15 protein-coding genes are annotated in these 18,179 nt (G+C 57.6%); 13 read left to right on the plus strand and 2 right to left on the minus strand.

Annotated elements, in window-relative coordinates; all coding sequences use genetic code 11:
* The first annotated feature begins 11 nt into the window (after positions 1 to 11).
* The 9 genes from ACR0M9_RS05220 to ACR0M9_RS05260 all read left to right on the plus strand — a co-directional run bounded on the left by ACR0M9_RS05220 (position 12) and on the right by ACR0M9_RS05260 (position 11,154).
* Positions 12 to 1,517, plus strand: coding sequence for a PAS-domain containing protein (locus ACR0M9_RS05220; protein WP_480773016.1), 1,506 nt, complete (start codon positions 12 to 14; stop codon positions 1,515 to 1,517).
* Positions 1,518 to 1,559: 42 nt separating this feature from the next.
* On the plus strand, positions 1,560 to 2,033 hold the full coding sequence (gene tsaE / locus ACR0M9_RS05225) for a tRNA (adenosine(37)-N6)-threonylcarbamoyltransferase complex ATPase subunit type 1 TsaE (RefSeq protein WP_480773017.1): 474 nt from the start codon (positions 1,560 to 1,562) through the stop codon (positions 2,031 to 2,033).
* Positions 2,030 to 3,034: an aminoglycoside phosphotransferase family protein gene (locus ACR0M9_RS05230; protein ID WP_480773018.1), complete on the plus strand. Its 1,005-nt coding sequence runs from the start codon at positions 2,030 to 2,032 to the stop codon at positions 3,032 to 3,034. The genes tsaE and ACR0M9_RS05230 overlap by 4 nt, the downstream gene beginning before the upstream one ends.
* Entirely contained in the window at positions 3,031 to 3,717 is a 687-nt protein-coding gene (locus ACR0M9_RS05235) for a nucleotidyltransferase family protein (RefSeq protein WP_480773019.1), read from the plus strand. Before ACR0M9_RS05230 ends, ACR0M9_RS05235 begins: the two co-directional genes overlap by 4 nt.
* Positions 3,710 to 6,634, plus strand: coding sequence for a double-strand break repair protein AddB (gene addB / locus ACR0M9_RS05240; protein ID WP_480773020.1), 2,925 nt, complete (start codon positions 3,710 to 3,712; stop codon positions 6,632 to 6,634). The genes ACR0M9_RS05235 and addB overlap by 8 nt, the downstream gene beginning before the upstream one ends.
* Positions 6,631 to 9,990, plus strand: a complete 3,360-nt coding sequence (gene addA, locus ACR0M9_RS05245) for a double-strand break repair helicase AddA (RefSeq protein WP_480773021.1) — start codon at positions 6,631 to 6,633, stop codon at positions 9,988 to 9,990. Before addB ends, addA begins: the two co-directional genes overlap by 4 nt.
* A gap of 60 nt (positions 9,991 to 10,050) precedes the next feature.
* Positions 10,051 to 10,371 (plus strand): thioredoxin, encoded by a 321-nt coding sequence (gene trxA, locus ACR0M9_RS05250; RefSeq protein ID WP_209505247.1) that lies wholly within the window; start codon positions 10,051 to 10,053, stop codon positions 10,369 to 10,371.
* Positions 10,372 to 10,444: 73 nt separating this feature from the next.
* Positions 10,445 to 10,795 (plus strand): Lin0512 family protein, encoded by a 351-nt coding sequence (locus tag ACR0M9_RS05255; RefSeq protein WP_209598521.1) that lies wholly within the window; start codon positions 10,445 to 10,447, stop codon positions 10,793 to 10,795.
* Positions 10,792 to 11,154, plus strand: coding sequence for a Lin0512 family protein (locus ACR0M9_RS05260; protein WP_480482586.1), 363 nt, complete (start codon positions 10,792 to 10,794; stop codon positions 11,152 to 11,154). Before ACR0M9_RS05255 ends, ACR0M9_RS05260 begins: the two co-directional genes overlap by 4 nt.
* Positions 11,155 to 11,216: 62 nt before the next feature.
* Here ACR0M9_RS05260 and ACR0M9_RS05265 read toward each other — a convergent pair whose 3' ends face one another.
* Complete coding sequence (locus tag ACR0M9_RS05265; protein ID WP_209505251.1) at positions 11,217 to 11,411, minus strand: DUF1127 domain-containing protein; 195 nt, start codon at positions 11,409 to 11,411, stop codon at positions 11,217 to 11,219.
* A gap of 197 nt (positions 11,412 to 11,608) precedes the next feature.
* On the opposite strand from ACR0M9_RS05265, the gene hslV reads away from it, so the two are divergent.
* Positions 11,609 to 12,166, plus strand: coding sequence for an ATP-dependent protease subunit HslV (gene hslV / locus ACR0M9_RS05270; RefSeq protein WP_480474424.1), 558 nt, complete (start codon positions 11,609 to 11,611; stop codon positions 12,164 to 12,166).
* Here hslV and ACR0M9_RS05275 read toward each other — a convergent pair.
* On the minus strand, positions 12,158 to 13,399 hold the full coding sequence (locus ACR0M9_RS05275) for an MFS transporter (RefSeq protein WP_480773022.1): 1,242 nt from the start codon (positions 13,397 to 13,399) through the stop codon (positions 12,158 to 12,160). The two genes, hslV and ACR0M9_RS05275, sit on opposite strands and share 9 nt — an antisense overlap.
* 191 nt (positions 13,400 to 13,590) lie before the next feature.
* Between ACR0M9_RS05275 and hslU the strand changes: the two genes are divergently transcribed.
* The 3 genes from hslU to ACR0M9_RS05290 all read left to right on the plus strand — a co-directional run bounded on the left by hslU (position 13,591) and on the right by ACR0M9_RS05290 (position 17,913).
* A complete protein-coding gene (hslU, locus tag ACR0M9_RS05280; protein ID WP_480474422.1) occupies positions 13,591 to 14,898 on the plus strand; it encodes an ATP-dependent protease ATPase subunit HslU in 1,308 nt (435 codons plus the stop codon).
* Positions 14,899 to 15,160: 262 nt separating this feature from the next.
* Positions 15,161 to 16,579: a mannose-1-phosphate guanylyltransferase/mannose-6-phosphate isomerase gene (locus ACR0M9_RS05285; RefSeq protein WP_480773023.1), complete on the plus strand. Its 1,419-nt coding sequence runs from the start codon at positions 15,161 to 15,163 to the stop codon at positions 16,577 to 16,579.
* Between the two features lie 53 nt (positions 16,580 to 16,632).
* Positions 16,633 to 17,913 (plus strand): glycosyltransferase family 4 protein, encoded by a 1,281-nt coding sequence (locus ACR0M9_RS05290; RefSeq protein WP_480773024.1) that lies wholly within the window; start codon positions 16,633 to 16,635, stop codon positions 17,911 to 17,913.
* The last annotated feature ends 266 nt before the right edge of the window (positions 17,914 to 18,179 follow it).

The raw sequence follows: 18,179 nt of genomic DNA on the forward strand, positions 1-18,179 counted from the left end.
TGGGGATATTCATGGCCGACTGGATCATTCTGGCCGCGATCAGCCTGGTATCGGGATGCTTTGCCGTGCAGTGGTTATTGCCACGCCAGACGCGACGCGACGATGTCTTTGGTTTGTTTTCGACAACATCCCTGTTCGATGCGGTATTCCTGTTTGATGGTGATCACCTGATCAGCCACTCCGATATCGCGCTTGCCGGGTTCGAACATGTTGGAAGCTGGCAGGACTTGCGCCGCCTGCTGCAAAGGGATTTCCCCACCTTCCCCGAAACACCCGAAAAGGTTCGCGATCAAAATGTACTGGTAATCTCGGCCATTGATTGCACAGTCGAACGCGAAGTCGTGTGTGAATGGATCGACGGGATTGTCCGCGTGCGTCTGCACGAACCGGCCAGAATATCTCCGACTGGGTCAAGCACGCTGAGTGAACCGAGCCGTCTGGCCATGGAACAGGCCCCCTATCCGGTATGGTTGCTGGATCACAACAGCCAGGTGCAATGGTGCAATGCGGCTTATGTCACGCTTGTTCGCCGGGCGCGTGGTCAGGATGCCGATCTGACTGCCCCGCTGTTTCCGGGCACCTCTGATGCGCCGTCGCTTGGAAAATCAAGGGTTTCGGTAGATGTGACTGGGACCAACAGCAAGTTGTGGTTCGACCTGACGCAGATCGAACAGGAAAACGGGCGGTTATGTTACGCCACAGACATCAACGCCATTGTCGAAGCGGAAACCGCGCAACGCAAGTTCGTGCAGACCATGACCAAGACGTTTGCTCAACTTTCGATCGGCCTGGCCATTTTCGATCGCAACCGGCAACTGGCGCTGTTCAACCCGGCCCTGATCGATCTGACCACGTTGCCGCCGGATTTCCTCAGCTGCCGCCCGAATATCAGCAGTTTCTTCGACCGGCTAAGGGATCAGCACATGATGCCAGAGCCCAAGAACTACCGTACATGGCGGCGTCAGATGAACGACCTGCTCGAAGCGGCCGAGGGCGGCAATTACCACGAAACATGGTCGCTTCCCTCTGGCTCGGTTTATTCTGTAAGCGGCAGGCCGCACCCCGACGGGGCTGTTGCGTTTCTGTTCGAAGATATTACGGCCGAAATCACGTTGACGCGCCGCTTCCGGTCCGAGATGGATCTGATGCAATCCATATTGGACAAGCTGGCCGATGCAATAGCTGTATTTGCCGATGATGGCACCCTGGCCCTTACCAACTACGCCTACGAAAAGCTTTGGGGCGACGCACAGGAAATCGGCTTTCAGACCGACACGGTCACCGATGTCACGCGGCGGTGGCAGGACCATTGTGTTGCTACGCCGATTCTGGGAGAGATCCGGGATTTCGTCGAAATGCGGGATAACCGGGCGGAATGGACGGCTGAAATCCGGATGCGGTCGGGCATTACTTTGGACTGCACGGTTTCACCGGTTCATAACGGTGCGACGATCGTGCGGTTTGCACCCGTGGATCTTCTGACAAAAACCGCCCCGTTGGAACAGATCAGCGCCTGAACCGGGGTTGCAGCCGATTGGGCAGAACGTCATTGTGGCGCCATGACGACGCCCCCCCAAACTCTGACCTTCAGATCGCCCGATGAAACCGCAGATTTTGCGACCCGTGTCGGGTCTTCGCTTGATGCCGGGGATGTCCTGTTGCTTAGTGGTGCAATCGGCAGCGGCAAGACGCATTTCGCACGCAGCCTCATTCAATCACTTATGCCTGAACCGGAAGATGTGCCGTCACCCACATTCACTTTGGTTCAGACCTATGACACCCCTGCCGGTGAGATCTGGCACTGCGATCTTTATCGGCTGAACGCGTTAGAGGAAGTGGATGAACTGGGTTTGGTCGACGCCTTTGACACAGCAATCTGCCTTGTGGAATGGCCGGAAAAGCTGGGCGCACTAGCCCCTGCCGCTTCGTTAAAGCTGGCCTTCGAAACAGACCCTGACACAGAAGATACCCGCCACGTGTCCTTGTCATGGACCGATCCGAAATGGGTAAAAAAGCTGGAGAGTGCAGGATGACAAACAGGACAGTCCTGGCAGAGGCCCTTATTGCACAAACTCCTTGGGCCGGGGCAACGCGTGCACCACTGGCCGGCGACGCATCGAACCGCCGTTACGAACGCGTGACCGATCCGGTCAGTAGGCGAACGGCTGTCCTGATGGATGCGCCACCAGACAAGGGCGAAAGCGTCGAATCGTTTGTGCGTGTTGCTGAGTATCTGCGTTCGATTGGCCTGAGTGCGCCCGAGATCTACGCAGAAGACGCTGAATATGGATTTCTGCTGCTGGAAGATCTGGGTGATGATCTATTTGCACGTGTTCTGAAAAAAGACCCGTCCAAAGAACGCCTTTTGTACGAGGCCGCAACAGACGTGTTGCTTCACCTGCATCAGGCCCCATTATTGTCGCTACCGTCCTACGACCCGGCCCTGATGACGGATCTGGCGGCGCTGGCGCTTACGAAATATGCCGCTGGAATTCAGGGCAATGTTGATCAGGACGTTCTGGACCGGTTCGAACTTCGGTTTGCCGATATTCTGCACCGAGAAACCTCTGGGGACAAAGTTGTTATTCAAAGGGACTATCACGCGGAAAACCTTCTTTGGCTGCCCGAGCGCGACGGCTTAAGGCGCGTCGGATTGCTGGATTTCCAATTGGCCATGCTGGGGCACCCCGCCTATGATCTGGTGTCCTTGCTTCAGGACATTCGCCGCGATGTTTCGGTCGGAACAGAAATGCAGATGATCAACCGCTATATTGCAGGGTCAGGTATGGATGATCACGAGTTTCGGACCGCGTACAGCGTATTGGGCGCGCAGCGAAATCTTCGCATTCTTGGCGGTTTTTCGCGGCTGGCAACCGATTACGGCAAGCCGCAATATCTGGACATGATCCCGGCGGTCTGGTCGCACCTCATGCGGGATCTGGAACACCCTGCCCTTGTTTCCGTGGCCTCGCTACTGCACGACGCTCTGCCCCGACCAACACCTCAGAATTTGGCCAGGCTGAGGCCGCAATGACCGGATCACCCTTTGCCGTAATGTTGTTTGCCGCCGGATTTGGCACCCGTATGGGCGCGTTGACCAAGGACCGACCCAAACCGCTGATCGAAGTGTCCGGGCGCCCCCTGATCGACCATGCGCTGGATCTTGTCGACAACCTTGGCCCTGTTCGCACAGTTGCAAACGTGCATTACCACGCCGATCAGCTCGACGCGCATCTCGGGCCCAAAGGCATTCTGATATCGCGGGAGGAGCCGGAGATCCTGGAAACTGGTGGAGGGTTGCGCGCAGCCCTGCCATTGCTGGGAACCGACCCAGTGTTCACCCTGAATACTGACGCAATCTGGTCCGGCCCAAATCCATTGAAACTGCTGCAAAACGCATGGGATCCGGCCCGCATGGATGCGCTTTTGATGTGTGTTCCAACTGCGCAGGCCATAGGTCACGACGGGCCCGGTGATTTTACCGCTGATCGGGCGGGGCGGATCACGCGTGGGCCCGGCTTGGTTTACGGGGGCGCGCAGATCCTCAAGACACAAGGATTGCACGCCATCTCGCAGCCGGCGTTTTCGTTGAACCTGCTTTGGAACCAGATGCACGACCAGAGGCGTTTGTTCGGTATCGAGTATCCCGGGCGCTGGTGTGATGTGGGTCGCCCCGATGGGATCGCTCTGGCCGAGGATTTGCTTGCCGATGTTTGACCCCGAACCCCTTCCCCGCGTCTTCGCTGTTCCGCCCGGTACGGATTTCCCCAAGGCGTTGGTCGACGGTCTGAAGCGGCGTTGTTCAGGCCCGCCCGAGGCTTTGGCGCGGGTGGAACTGGTGTTGAACACGCGACGCATGGAGCGGCGCGTACGTGATCTGTTCAATCAGGGGCCACCTTGCCTGCTGCCCCGCATCTCGCTGTTAACCGATCTGGGGGACAGCGCTGATCTGGCCCATATTCCACCTGCCATTCCGCCCCTTCGGCGGCGTCTGGAACTGACGCAGCTGGTAGCCAAATTGTTGGAACAACAACCAGATCTGGCCGCGCGGTCGTCGGTTTTTGACCTGTCCGACAGTCTGGCGGCGCTGATTGACGAAATGCAGGGCGAAGGTGTGTCACCGGACACGATCCGGGGGCTGGATGTCAGCGACATGTCCGGCCATTGGGCGCGGGCTCAGACCTTTATCGGTATCGCAGATCATTTCATTGACACGGGCTCGCAGGTGATGGATGCGCAAGCCCGCCAACGTCGCGTGGTCGAAAACCTGATCGCCCGCTGGCAGACCGCCCCCCCCCTGCATCCGGTTATTCTGGCCGGGTCAACCGGTTCGCGCGGCACCACGCTGATGCTGATGGACGCCGTCGCGCGCTTGCCGCAGGGGGCGCTGGTACTGCCCGGATACGATTTCGACCAGCCGGATCACGTTTGGGAAGGGTTGGATGATGCGTTGACTTCGGAAGATCATCCGCAATACCGGTTTCGCAAGTTGATGCGCGGGCTGGGCCTGTCACCCGGCCAGATCACCCCCTGGACAGACCTGAACGCCCCCTCGCCTGCCCGTAACCGTCTGGTTTCCCTGGCTTTGCGCCCGGCCCCGATCACCGATGCCTGGATGAGCGAAGGCCCGAAACTGGCTGATCTACTCGGCGCAACCAAAGACCTGACACTGGTCGAGGCGCAATCACCGCGGGACGAGGCTTTGGCCATTGCCCTGCGCCTGCGACAGGCTGCTGAAACCGGTCAGACCGCCGCCCTGATCACGCCCGATCGCATGTTGACCCGTCAGGTCAGCGCCGCGCTGGACCGGTGGAACATTCTGGCGGATGACAGCGCCGGCCTGCCGCTGCAACTCTCGCCTCCGGGCCGGTTTCTGCGACATGTGGCTGGTCTGTTCACGCGCCGTCTGGAGGGCGAGGCGCTGCTTACCTTGCTAAAACACCCTTTGTGCCATGACGGCAGTGAACGCGGTAACCATTTGCTGCACACGCGTGATCTGGAACTGGACCTGCGCCGCAATGGCCCGCCATTTCCGGATGGCACCAGCCTCGCAGCATTTGCAGTACGCAAAGAAGCCCCCGAAAGCTGGGCCCACTGGGTTGTTCACCACTTCTGCGATCAACAGATCTGTGGCGAGTTGGCGCTTTCCGACTGGGTAGATCGGCTCACAACACTTGCCGAGGCGATCTCGGCCGGCAGTGCAGGTGAAACCGGCACGCTTTGGGACAAGAACGCGGGTCAAAAAGCGCTGGCAGTGCTGAATTCCCTCAGGGATGAGGCGCAACATGGCGGGCCGATGACAGCCCATGATTTTGCCGATCTTCTGGGCGCGTTGCTTGCAGGGGAAGAGGTCCGCGACCGCGACGCGCCACATCCGCATATCATGATCTGGGGCACACTCGAAGCGCGGGTACAAGGTGCGGACCTGTTGATCCTTGGCGGATTGAACGAAGGCAGTTGGCCAGAAGCTCCGGCTCCTGACCCCTGGCTGAACCGGCAGATGCGTGACAAAGCGGGGTTGTTGCTGCCCGAACGGCGGATTGGCCTGTCGGCGCATGATTTTCAACAGGCCATCGGCGCGCCCGAGGTCTGGCTAACCCGCGCAACCCGCTCGGACGATGCGGAAACGGTGCCGTCCCGTTGGGTGAACCGGCTGACAAACCTGTTGCAAGGCCTGCCTGAGCAGGGTGGCCCCCAAGCGCTGGCCGAAATGCGCGCCCGTGGCCAAAACTGGCTGAATTGGTCCGACGCTCTGGAAGACGCGCCGCGCATTGACCCCGCGCAACGCCCATCCCCGCGCCCGCCAGTTGCCGCGCGTCCACGTCACCTGTCAGTAACGGAAATCAAGCGGCTAATTCGCGATCCTTATGCCATCTATGCCAAGCATGTGCTGCGTTTGAAACCTCTCGACCCGCTTGTCCAGGCACCCGACGCGTTGCTGCGGGGGATCGTAATCCACGAAATCCTCGAACATTTCGTCAAGGATAGCGTGCTCGACAACGCCTTGCTGACGCGTGAGAATTTCCTGAAGCGCGCGCACGCATTGCTGGAGCAGCATGTCGCCTGGCCCACGGCGCGGCACCTGTGGCTTGCGCGACTGGAACGGAACGCAGACGACTTTATCAGCGCCGAACTTTCGCGCCGGGGTGATGGCGGGCCAGTGGCCTTTGAAGCGGCGATGAAGCTGGTGCTGAACCCGCTGGATTTCACCATAACAGGGCGCGCCGACCGGATCGATCACAACAGCCGGGGGGCCTTGCGGATCATCGACTATAAAACCGGCGCGCCTCCGACAGAAAGCCAGCAGTCCAAATTCGACAAGCAATTGCTGATCGAGGCCGCAATGGCCGAGCAGGGCGGTATCGAAGGGCTTGACCCGATGGCGGTGGCAGAGGCGATCTTCATCGGGATGGGTGGTGCCTATAAAGAGGTGCCCGCGCCGCTGCTGAAAGAACCCGCCGACAAGGTTCTAGCCGAGCTGAAAGAGCTGATTTCGGCTTATTTAGAATCTGATCAGGGGTATTCGTCCCGCCGAATGCTACACAAGGATACGGATATCGGTGACTATGATCATCTGGCCAGGTTCGGCGAGTGGGACCGGACAGCCGAAACGCGCCCCGAGGATTTGACATGAGCGCGCGCAACGAAGCAACCGAACGGCAGGTGCAGGCCGCGCGACCAGATGCCTCGACCTGGCTGGCCGCCAATGCGGGGTCTGGAAAGACACGGGTTCTGACCGATCGGGTGGCGCGCCTGCTGCTGGGTGGCGTCCAACCGCAGCACATTCTTTGCCTGACCTATACCAAAGCCGCTGCCAGCGAGATGCAGAACCGGTTGTTTGACCGTCTTGGCAAATGGGCCATGCTGGAAGATGCCAGGCTGCAAAAGGACCTGGCCGAATTGGGCGTGACTGGCACCATCGATTCAGATCGATTGGCCCAAGCGCGCACCCTGTTTGCCCGCGCCATTGAGACGCCGGGTGGCTTGAAGATTCAGACAATTCACTCTTTCTGCGCCTCGTTGCTGCGTCGTTTCCCGCTCGAGGCCGGGGTCAGCCCGCAGTTTTCGGAAATGGAAGACCGTGCGGCAGCTTTGCTAAGGGAAGAAATTGTTGAAGATTTTGCAGAAGGCCCGCAGGCCGGGCTGATCGAAGACGTGGCCCGGTTTGTCACCGATACAGGCTTTGACAAGCTGACTGCGGCGATCACCCAGAAACGCAACCTGTTCGCGCAGCAACTGGATTGGTCTGATCTTCTGCAACGCTTCGAACTGCCCTCGCATTTCGACGATAATGCGTTGTTCCAAAGCGTTTTTCAGGGTGGTGAGGTCCAGCTGATCCAATCAATGCTGCCCGTATTGCTCGAAAGTGGAGGCAATAATGCCAAGGCTGCGGCAAGGCTGGCAGGGTTCACCGACGCACGATTGGCTCACTTGCCCATGCTGGAAGACGTGCTGCTGACCGGAAAAGGCGCAAAAGAACCGTTTACCGCCAAGATCAACGGCTTTCCCACCAAACCCCTTCGCGAAGGTGCGCTGGCGGACCGGATGCCTCAACTCGAAGCTCTCATGCTGCGGGTCGAGGCCGCGCGTGAACGCCGACTGGCGCTGGTTGCCGCCCAGAAAACCGCCGTTTTGCACCGCTTTGCCGCTGCATTTCTACCGGAATATGAACGCCGCAAGCAGTTGCGGGGGTGGCTGGATTTCGACGACCTGATCCTGCGCGCACGTCAGGTTCTGAATGACCCGGCGGTGGCCGAATGGGTGCTGTACCGTCTAGACGGGGGTATCGACCACATTCTTGTCGACGAAGCGCAAGACACCAGCCCTGATCAATGGGATGTGGTCGAAAAACTGGCTCAGGAATTCACCAGTGGGGAAGGGGCCCGATCAGGGGTCGAGCGCACGATTTTCGTGGTCGGCGATAAAAAGCAATCGATCTATTCCTTTCAGGGCGCCGACCCGCAGGCTTTTGACCGGATGCAGGAAGAGTTTGACCGAAAACTCGCTGAATCAGGCTCTAAACTGTGGGATTCGACGCTGGAATATTCATTCCGATCCTCCAGCGCGATCTTGTCTCTGGTCGACACGCTTTTTGAGAACCGCGCCGATGCGGGATTTCAGAAGGAAAGCCAGCACCGCGCCTTCAAATCCGATTTGCCCGGTCGGGTTGATCTTTGGCCCGTCGTCGAGAAAGTCGAAGACGCGGAAGAGGGGGATTGGACCGATCCGGTGGACCGGCCCGGATCGCGGCATCATACCGTTATTCTGGCCGAACGGGTGGCTGAGACGATCAAAAAAATGATCGATGACGGCGAAACGATCCCTGAAGACGGGGACACGCAGGGCCAGTTTGTTCGACGCAAAGTGCAACCGGGTGATTTTCTGATCCTTGTGCAACGCCGGTCCGACTTGTTTGCCGAAATCATTCGCGCCTGCAAGGTTGCCGGGCTTCCCATCGCCGGGGCGGACCGGCTGAAAGTGGGTGCCGAACTTGCGGTCAAGGATCTGGCTGCGCTGCTTAGCTTTCTGGCCACGCCCGAAGACAGCCTGTCTCTGGCAACGGTTCTGAAATCCCCACTGTTCGGATGGTCCGAGCAGCAGCTTTTCGATCTGGCCCATCGGCGGGAGGAGCAATTCCTGTGGGCTGCTTTGCGCAGACGTGCCGACGATTTCCCCAAAACCCTGGCCGTGCTGAACGATCTGCGCAGTCAGATCGACTTTCTGCGCCCCTATGACCTGATCGAACGCATTCTGACCCGACATGACGGGCGGCGAAACCTGTTGGGCCGACTGGGACCCGAGGCAGAAGACGGTATCAATGCCCTGCTGTCGCAGGCGTTGGCCTACGAGCGGACGGATATCCCCAGCCTGACGGGATTTCTGGTCTGGATGCAGACCGACGATCTGGAAATCAAACGACAGATGAGCGGGGTCGGCAATATGATCCGGGTGATGACGGTGCACGGCTCGAAAGGTCTGGAGGCTCCGATCGTCATTCTGCCGGATACCGGCAAACGTCAGCCGCCACGCGACGCCGAAATCATGGTGGCAGACGGGACACCGCTGTGGAAGGTTTCGGCAGACCAATCGCCAAACCTGATCACTCACGCCCGGTCAGAGGCGCGCACCCGCGAGGAAAACGAGCGGCTTCGCTTGCTATATGTGGCTCTAACACGGGCCGAAAAGTGGCTGATCGTGTCGGCGGCGGGTGATCTGGGTAAAGATGGCAACAGCTGGTACCAGATGGTAGAGGCGGCGATGGAAAAGGCCGGGGCAACGCAACTGCCTGGTTCAGATACACGTCGGCTGTCCCATGGCGACTGGGATGGGTTGCCATTGGTCGAGCAGTCAGTTGCATCGGCCAAACATGCAGAACTGCCCGACATGTTCCTGCACCCCGCACCGGAACGAGTTGTACCGGCGGCCTCTATCAGCCCTTCGGATCTGGGTGGGGCCAAGGCGTTGCCGGGTGACGCTGGTATGGATGAAGACGCTGCTAAACTGCGCGGAACCCGCGTGCACCTGCTGCTTGAGCATCTGCCCAAAGTCACGCAGAACCACTGGCCAGAGCTTTGTGCCCGCCTGCTGCCCGACATGAGGCAAGAGGATCAGGGCGCATTGCTGACCGAAGTCACAGGCGTACTGACATCCGAAAGCCTGCGACACATTTTCACGCCGGACACATTGGCCGAAATACCTGTTACTGCCGACCTGAACGGGCAGCGAATGTATGGGATTGTCGACCGCCTGATCGTGACAGACACCGATGTCCATGTGATTGATTTCAAATCAAATGCCACCGTTCCGAACCGGGTCAAAGATTGCCCCGAAGGGTTACTTCGCCAAATGGGCGCGTATGCGCAGGCCCTGTCGCAGATCTATCCAAACCATAAGATACGCACCGCAATCCTCTGGACAAGAACGGCAAATCTTATGTGGCTGCCACACGATCTTGTGACGGATGCCCTGGCCTGCACCCAGATATCTTGACCTTGCCTACTGCCGCCCCTACCTTCACAACCCAAGCGCATTTCATTCAGGAGACATAATATGTCGACCGTAGCCGTCACCGACGAAACCTTTGACGCCGAAGTCAAGAACTCGGACGTTCCAGTTGTAGTGGATTTCTGGGCCGAATGGTGCGGACCCTGTAAGCAGATCGGTCCGGCACTGGAAGAGCTGGCCGCCGAATATGGCGGCAAGGTCAAGATCGCCAAGGTGGACGTGGACAACAACCCGAACTCTGCCGCCGCCATGGGCGTGCGCGGCATTCCGGCGCTGTTCATCTTCAAGGACGGTCAGGTTGTATCGAACCGCGCAGGCGCTGCCCCCAAAGCCGCGCTGCAAAGCTGGATCGACGAATCCATCTAATCTGGCGATAACGAATTGTTCGAAAGGCGCCTCTGATCGGGGCGCCTTTTTTGTTGAATCGGCGGGGAAACCAATGGCGAAAACGCGCGTTCTTGTAGAATTCGGGATGGGCACATCCCTGCGCCGAATGGACTATACCGAAGCGTCGCTGCGGGCGATCAGGGACGCACTGTGGCACAACTCGGTCAATATGGCCGAACTGTTTGGTTTCCCGAAAGAGGCGATGATCATCGATGCCGAAATCGGCGTGCAGCAGCCGGATCAAGTGGATACCGACGCCCTCAAAGCCGTTTTCCCTTATGGCCAGCCCAACATTACCGTCACAAAGGGTGGGCTGGACATCGAAAAACCGCATGGCGACGGCCACACGGTCATCGCCAATGCTGCACTGATCGTTTCTTTCGACATGGAACCGACGCAATGAGTGAAAAGCGGATCATCCTGGAAATGGGCACTGGCAATGACCTTTATGGTCAGGATTATACCAAAGCAGCCCGCCGCGCGGTTCAGGACGCGCTGCATCATTCATCCATCACGCTGTTTTCAAAACTGGGGATCGATCACAACGAAATGCGCGTGCGCGTGACAATCGGCGTTCAGAATCCGGAACAGGTGAATTGCGAGCTGGTTGCTGTCGACTTGCCACGGGGCCGGGCCGAGGTTCGCGCGGTTAAAGGTGGTATGGATATCGCCGATGAAGAAGCTGGCACTCTGCACGTCATTGCAACTGCCGCGGTCGAGGCCTTTTTACCCGATCTTGCCGGGAAATACGCCCAGGGCTGAGCAACGAAAAAGCCGCTCGGAAATCCGGGCGGCTGGTTCGGTTTGACGATCTGTCGGTTGGATCAGATTTTAGCGATATCCGCGCGGCTCAGACCGATATCGTCCAGCTGCGTGTCGCTGAGTTCCGACAGAAGGTTCCGTGTTTTACGGGCTTCATTCCATGCGACAACATTGTCGAATGCATTGATGAAAACGTCCGCCACGTGCAGGATGGTAGCTGCTCCGAGCGGCGCATGAATATTAGCTGTAGTTGCCATGTGCGCAGTCCTTATTGAAGAAACAGCCGACCCGTCGTCGGTTGTGAGCCTCATCTAGTACCGCTTGGCCGGACTCACAATTGCTGGTCCGGTAACCCCGAATTGCATTTTTTGCATATCTTTTGGGCAGTTTGGCAATGGGTTGCGCCAACAACCGGTCCGGCCCATATATACCGCCAGCAAAAGCGGAGACGATCATGGCAGATAACGACTTTCCCGGTTGGCACGGCACAACGATTATCGGCGTCAAGAAGGACGGTCATGTCGTCATTGCCGGCGACGGTCAGGTGAGTCTGGGTCAAACCGTGATCAAGGGCACTGCGCGCAAGGTGCGCCGCCTGTCTCCCGGAGGGTTCGAGGTCGTGGCAGGTTTTGCCGGATCGACAGCGGATGCCTTCACATTGCTGGAACGGCTCGAAGCCAAGCTTGAGGCTACGCCCGGCCAACTGGCCCGCGCCTCGGTTGAACTCGCCAAGGACTGGCGCACCGACAAGTATCTGCAAAAGCTTGAGGCGATGCTGATCGTGACAGACGGCAGGGATCTGCTGGTCATCACCGGGGCAGGGGACGTACTGGAGCCCGAACACAATGTGGCTGCCATCGGGTCGGGAGGCAACTTCGCTCTGGCCGCCGCGCGTGCCATGATGGACAGCGACAAATCCGCAGAAGACATCGCCCGGCAATCCATGGCCATCGCAGCAGATATCTGTGTCTACACCAATGGCAACCTGACGGTTGAGACGATCTCAGGCTAAAAGCGCCTTGATCTCTTTGCCTTTCCATCGACGGTGCATGCCGACCAGCCCCAGGACCGCCGCTACGACCACGATGTAATAGGGAACGCGGATATCGATGCTCATCAACCCGCCACCGATCAGTGACATGATCCCCCCCGCAAGACAGAACACGGCGGTGGCCACGCCCATGGCCCAGCCCTGATCCGCCTCGCTGACGCTTGAGGAGAACAGGCCCAACAGCGTTGGATAGGCGATGCCGAACAGGAAATAGAAGAAAAACACGGGGACATAGCTGAATACACCGCTTGGGCTGAAGGCAAAGGCAAACCCGCAAATGACCATCACCACAAGCGACGTGTAAATGATCGCGTGTTTGCTGAACCTTTCCTGGGCAGGCTTCACCAGGAACGTACTGGAAAAGGCCAACGCCACACCGATGACAACCATCGCCACGCTGCCCCCGATGACCCCATACCCGAATGCGCTGGTCAGGAAATTGTCGACAAACACGTAGAATGTGACATTGGCGATCATGAAAAACGAATAGACTGGCAAGATTTTCAGAACCAAAGGGTGTTCGCCAACTGCGATCAGACTGTCGGTAATATCGCGGGGACGAAACACAAAGGGCTCGCGCTTGGTTCGGGTGTCCTTGAAAAACAGAAGCACCAGAAGAATCGCGATCAACACCAACACGAACGCGCCATAGAACGGGGTTTTCAGCGTGGCAAAGCCGCCAAACAGCGCCGAATCCGACAAAACCGCGCCGATGATCGGCCCGCCGACAAGGCCAAAGCTGACACCTGTCACGATGTAGCCCATGTTTCGGTCCCGGTCAGACGCGTCAGTGCTGCCATCGATCATCGCTGCCTGCGCGATGGGCTGATTGCCCGCAGTGAACCCGGTAATCGAACGGCCGACGATCAGCAGAAGCAGGTTATTGAGATAAAGCGCCACAATGGTCAGCGCATATCCGGCCAACGCCCCCCCAAGGCAGACCAGCAGCGCATTCTTTCGCCCGATCGAGTCAGACACTTTCGAGACATAAACAACACCCAGAAACCACGACAGGAAAAAGCATCCGATAACCAGACCGTAGTAAAAATGCCTGCGGCCCACTGGCGTGCTTTCCGGCAGGAAACCCGAGTTCGTTTCCATGATCAGCGAATTGATGATGGGAAAGACCAGACCTTGCCCGATCAGGTCCACAAACACCACAAACAACAGGGTAATCTTGGCAATCTTCGTCATTCTGTATGCTCCTGACGCTCGTAACCCTGACGCAACCGTAACAGAGGGTTCGTGTTTTCCCCAAGCAAAGGATTTGCAAACCGCATGAGGCATTGTTAACCAACGCGGCCAAGACCCGCGGTTTGCTTGTTTTCGTCAAAGCCATGATTACCTAGACCGCATCACGCAAATACGACCGAGAGGATTGCCCTTTGACCGACCTGACCCCGCGCGAGATTGTCTCGGAACTGGATCGTTTCATTATCGGGCAAAAGGATGCCAAGCGCGCTGTGGCCGTTGCCCTGCGCAACCGCTGGCGCCGCAAGCAGTTGCCGGACGATATTCGCGAAGAGGTGTATCCAAAGAATATCCTGATGATCGGCCCCACCGGTGTCGGCAAGACTGAGATCAGCCGCCGCCTGGCCAAGCTGGCGCGCGCACCCTTTATCAAGGTCGAAGCCACGAAGTTCACCGAGGTTGGCTATGTCGGCCGCGACGTGGAACAAATCATCCGCGATCTGGCCGATGCCGCCATTCTGCAAACACGGGAATTCATGCGCGAAGACGTCAAGGCCAAAGCCTATCAGGCCGCCGAAGACCGCGTGATTGACGCCATCGCTGGTACGGATGCCCGTGAAGGCACACGAGAGATGTTCCGCAAAAAGCTCAAGGCGGGTGAACTGGATGAAACGGTCATCGAACTGGACGTCGCGGACAGTTCAAACCCAATGCCGATGTTCGATATCCCAGGACAACCTGGCAGTCAGATGGGGATGATGAATCTGGGCGATATCTTTGGCAAGGCGTTTGCCGGGCGCACTGTCAGGAAACGTCTGACTGTCGCCGAAAGCTATGACGTACTGATCGGAGAAGAGGCAGACAAGCTGCTGGACGATGAGACGGTCACCCGCACCGCATTGGAATCGGTGGAACAGAATGGCATCGTTTTTCTGGACGAGATTGACAAGGTCTGTGCCCGCACAGAAGCGCGTGGCGGTGATGTAAGTCGCGAAGGGGTGCAGCGCGACCTGCTGCCCCTGATCGAAGGTACAACCGTCTCGACAAAACACGGTCCGGTGAAAACCGACCACATCCTGTTCATCGCATCCGGCGCGTTCCATATCGCCAAACCGTCAGACCTTTTGCCCGAGCTGCAAGGCCGTCTGCCCATCCGGGTAGAGCTGCGCGCGCTGACCGAGGAAGACTTCGTGCGCATCCTGACTGAAACCGACAACGCACTGACCCGGCAGTATACAGCCCTCATGGCCACCGAAGAGGTCACGGTTGGGTTTACCGAAGATGGTATTGCCGCCTTGGCACGGATCGCAGCCGACGTGAACCAGAGCATTGAAAACATTGGTGCGCGGCGACTTTACACAGTCATGGAACGGGTCTTTGAAGAGCTGTCATTCACTGCACCAGACAGGGCCGGAACAGAAATAACTGTCGACGCACAATTCGTGGACGACAATCTGGGTGAATTGACCAAGTCGGCGGATTTGAGCCGTTACGTTTTGTAGCAGCTCGGATCCGATACTGCCGCTTTTCCCTTTTGCCAACTGGAAGCATGGCGGTTTGTCTGAGGCACGCCACGTTGGAGGCACGTGGCGATCGAACCTCAACTGGGAAATTGAGGCCGAAATGCCTGGACAATGCGGTCTCAGGGGGCAGGTGTTTAGCGTTTTTTCGCCAAAACGTACCCAGTGGTAGTGGAACAACCTTGAAATTGCGCCCTTAAGTTGACACTAGGCACTTGCATTTGTTGGCAAAGGTTATCTGATCGTGTCCATCACTCCTGTTCTTCTTTGCGGTGGTTCTGGCACCCGTCTTTGGCCGCTGTCCCGGAAATCCTATCCCAAGCAGTTTACAGCGATCACCGGGGACGAGACCCTGTTTCAATCCTCGGCCCGGCGCGTGTCAGGGTCGGACTATGATGCACCAGTAGTGGTGACCGGATCTGATTTCCGGTTTATCGTGACTGAACAATTGCAGGCGGCTGGCATTGATCCAGGCACGATTCTGATTGAACCTGAGGGGCGCAACACCGCGCCGGCGGTTCTGGCGGCAGCCCTCCATGTGGCAAAGTCCGACCCCGAAGCCCTATTGCTGGTTCAGCCCTCCGACCATGTTGTACCTGATGCTGACGCCTTTCGTGCAGCCGTGGCTGCAGGTGTGCCAGCAGCCCAAGCCGGGCAGTTGGTAACCTTTGGGATAACACCGGATCGGCCCGAGACCGGCTATGGCTATCTTAAACTGGCTGGAGCACCGGAGGGCACCGCTCCTGTCAAACTCGACAGCTTTGTCGAGAAACCAGATGTTGAAACCGCCTCTGCGATGCTGGCCGACGGCAAGCATCTGTGGAATGGTGGCATTTTCCTTTTCAGGGCCTGTGACGTCATCGCCGCTTTTGAAACCCACGCCCCGACACTGATGGCTCCGGTCCGGGCCGCTTGCGAAGCTGCCAAAACGGATTTGGGTTTTCTACGGCTGGACCCAGAGGCCTGGAAGCAGGCCGAAGATATCTCGATCGACTATGCGGTGATGGAAAAGGCCGACAACCTGAGCGTTGTTCCATTTTCTGCTGGCTGGTCTGACCTGGGTGACTGGGGTTCGGTTTGGCGTGAGGCGGGACCGGATGACAACGGAGTTGTGGCCACAGGTAATGCGACCTCAATAGACTGTAATGACACGCTTTTGCGTTCTGAGGCGGGTAATTTGGAAGTGGTCGGCATCGGCCTGAAGGACATAATCGCTGTGGCTACATCCGACGCGGTTTTGGTGGCGGACAAATCCCGTGCGCAAGACGTGAAGAAGGCTGTCGAGGCGCTCAAAGTAAAAGGCGCAAGCCAGGCCACCATTTTTCCCAAGGATTTCCGCCCGTGGGGTTGGTTTGAAAGCCTGGTGGTTGGCGGACGTTTTCAGGTCAAGCGTATTCATGTACACCCCGGCGCAGCACTATCGCTACAAAGCCATCACCACCGGTCCGAACACTGGATTGTTGTTGAGGGAACCGCGAAGGTGACCGTCGATGACGACGTCAAGCTGGTCACTGAAAACCAGTCCGTATACATTCCGCTTGGCGCTGTGCATCGCATGGAAAACCCAGGCAAGGTTCCAATGGTGCTGATCGAAGTGCAGACCGGAAGCTATCTGGGCGAAGATGACATCATCCGCTATGAGGACGTCTATTCCAGGGTCTAGGACACGGTTGGATAACCGCTTTAGACTGACCGGGTGGCCGAAGGAAAACGGAAATGGAAAACGATCTCAATGCAGCCAAGAAGCGGCAGGTTGTCTATGACCTGACCGAGGTGCTTTTAGCCTCGACCGGTAAGCTGCGTTATTACGGGATCGCCAGGGTCGTTGCCGAGATTGGCGCTGAGCTCAGAAAACAGGACGCGTCCGTCAGATTCGCCGTTTTCTCGCAGGGTCATAATGAACTTCTAGAAGTATTCCCAACCATACGAGCAGATGGTGGCGTAGACCTGAACGTTCCAATCGGTATCCGGCAATTGCGCGTGCGCAGTCACCACTACACCAAGTCAATTATGAGGGATCTGGTGCTGGCGACCGTCAGACCGCTGGTCGGGCGCAGAAACCGCAAAGCCTGGGAGGCGATAGCCCCAGACATGACGCCCATCGACATGTCTGGAAAGGCGTTGGTGAGTTGTGGGCGGCCCAAGTTGATCGTTGAAATCCTGTGCACTCTGGATCGTAAAGGGGTGACTTGCGATATCATTCCATTGCTGCATGACATGATCCCCATGCACGATTTTGAACACCAGCTGGCAAGTTTCCCGCGTAACTTCATAGGGGATAACCAACTGCTGGTTTCCCGGGCCAAGGCGCTGTTAACAAACTCCGAATTTACGCGACAGGAAGTTCTGGACTTCTCCGAAAAAGGTGTTCTGCCGGAAGCGCCAGAGGTCTACGCAGTCCCGTTGGTTCATGAATGCCCCGAGGGAACCGAGCAATCCGAGCAAGATATTCCGGATAATCCATATATCATGACAGTTGGATCGATGCTGGGCCGCAAGAACCTGGATGTCGTATTCGAAGCATTGCGCATTCTGAAGCGTGACGGGAAAGACGTACCCACTTTGGTTCTGGCAGGGGCGTTGCGTCACAAAACAAGCACCTATCTGCAATCAGACGAATGCACAACGATCCGTGAGCACGTGGTCTTCCGCGAGAACCCCAATCAGACAGACCTTGTAAACCTGTACAAGAATGCTTTGGCACTTGTCATGCCTAGCCGAATGGAGGGCTGGGGTTTACCCGCCGGTGAAGCCTTGTGGTTTGGTACACCAGCGCTTTGCTCTACTGCGGCGGTTCTGAAAGAAGTGTGCGGAGATCTTGGTGTCTATTTCGATCCAGATCGGCCTGATCAACTTGCAAACCATATCACAAGGCTGCTGACAGATCCGGAGTTCGCTCAGAACCTTCGCGCACGCATTGCTGCGCATAAACCGCAGCTTCGCACTTGGTCGAACGTTGCAGCGGACGTGCGAGCGGTATTGCAAAGACTGGACTAACGGGACCGTTACCCATCCCGGCAATAGAGCCCATAAACTTTGAAAGGACTGTCATGCCTGGCAATTCCCCTCTAAAATGTCACGTGGTTTTGGTCCAATCGACCTCGGCGCTGCGCGCAGGTCTCAGCATTACTCGGCATTCTGTCAGGCAGACGCCACACTCGCCGTCAAGAGTCAGCCCTTCTGTTGTGTGAACCTCAATTTTCCAGAAAAGCGCGATTACTTGCTCATGAAGTCGAGTTAGTCGCAAAAGCCCTTAAAATCAG

The organism is Ruegeria sp. CH2 (genome assembly GCF_056537065.1).

Excerpts from the sequence above, each read along its gene's own strand:
- ACR0M9_RS05255 (WP_209598521.1), top strand. The coding sequence starts at position 10,445 with ATGGCGAAAACGCGCGTTCTTGTAGAATTCGGGATGGGCACATCCCTG.
- ACR0M9_RS05220 (WP_480773016.1), top strand. The coding sequence starts at position 12 with ATGGCCGACTGGATCATTCTGGCCGCGATCAGCCTGGTATCGGGATGC.
- ACR0M9_RS05235 (WP_480773019.1), top strand. The coding sequence starts at position 3,031 with ATGACCGGATCACCCTTTGCCGTAATGTTGTTTGCCGCCGGATTTGGC.
- tsaE (WP_480773017.1), top strand. The coding sequence starts at position 1,560 with ATGACGACGCCCCCCCAAACTCTGACCTTCAGATCGCCCGATGAAACC.
- ACR0M9_RS05275 (WP_480773022.1), bottom strand. The coding sequence starts at position 13,399 with ATGACGAAGATTGCCAAGATTACCCTGTTGTTTGTGGTGTTTGTGGAC.
- ACR0M9_RS05230 (WP_480773018.1), top strand. The coding sequence starts at position 2,030 with ATGACAAACAGGACAGTCCTGGCAGAGGCCCTTATTGCACAAACTCCT.
- ACR0M9_RS05260 (WP_480482586.1), top strand. The coding sequence starts at position 10,792 with ATGAGTGAAAAGCGGATCATCCTGGAAATGGGCACTGGCAATGACCTT.
- ACR0M9_RS05290 (WP_480773024.1), top strand. The coding sequence starts at position 16,633 with ATGGAAAACGATCTCAATGCAGCCAAGAAGCGGCAGGTTGTCTATGAC.
- ACR0M9_RS05265 (WP_209505251.1), bottom strand. The coding sequence starts at position 11,411 with ATGGCAACTACAGCTAATATTCATGCGCCGCTCGGAGCAGCTACCATC.
- addB (WP_480773020.1), top strand. The coding sequence starts at position 3,710 with ATGTTTGACCCCGAACCCCTTCCCCGCGTCTTCGCTGTTCCGCCCGGT.
- addA (WP_480773021.1), top strand. The coding sequence starts at position 6,631 with ATGAGCGCGCGCAACGAAGCAACCGAACGGCAGGTGCAGGCCGCGCGA.
- trxA (WP_209505247.1), top strand. The coding sequence starts at position 10,051 with ATGTCGACCGTAGCCGTCACCGACGAAACCTTTGACGCCGAAGTCAAG.
- hslV (WP_480474424.1), top strand. The coding sequence starts at position 11,609 with ATGGCAGATAACGACTTTCCCGGTTGGCACGGCACAACGATTATCGGC.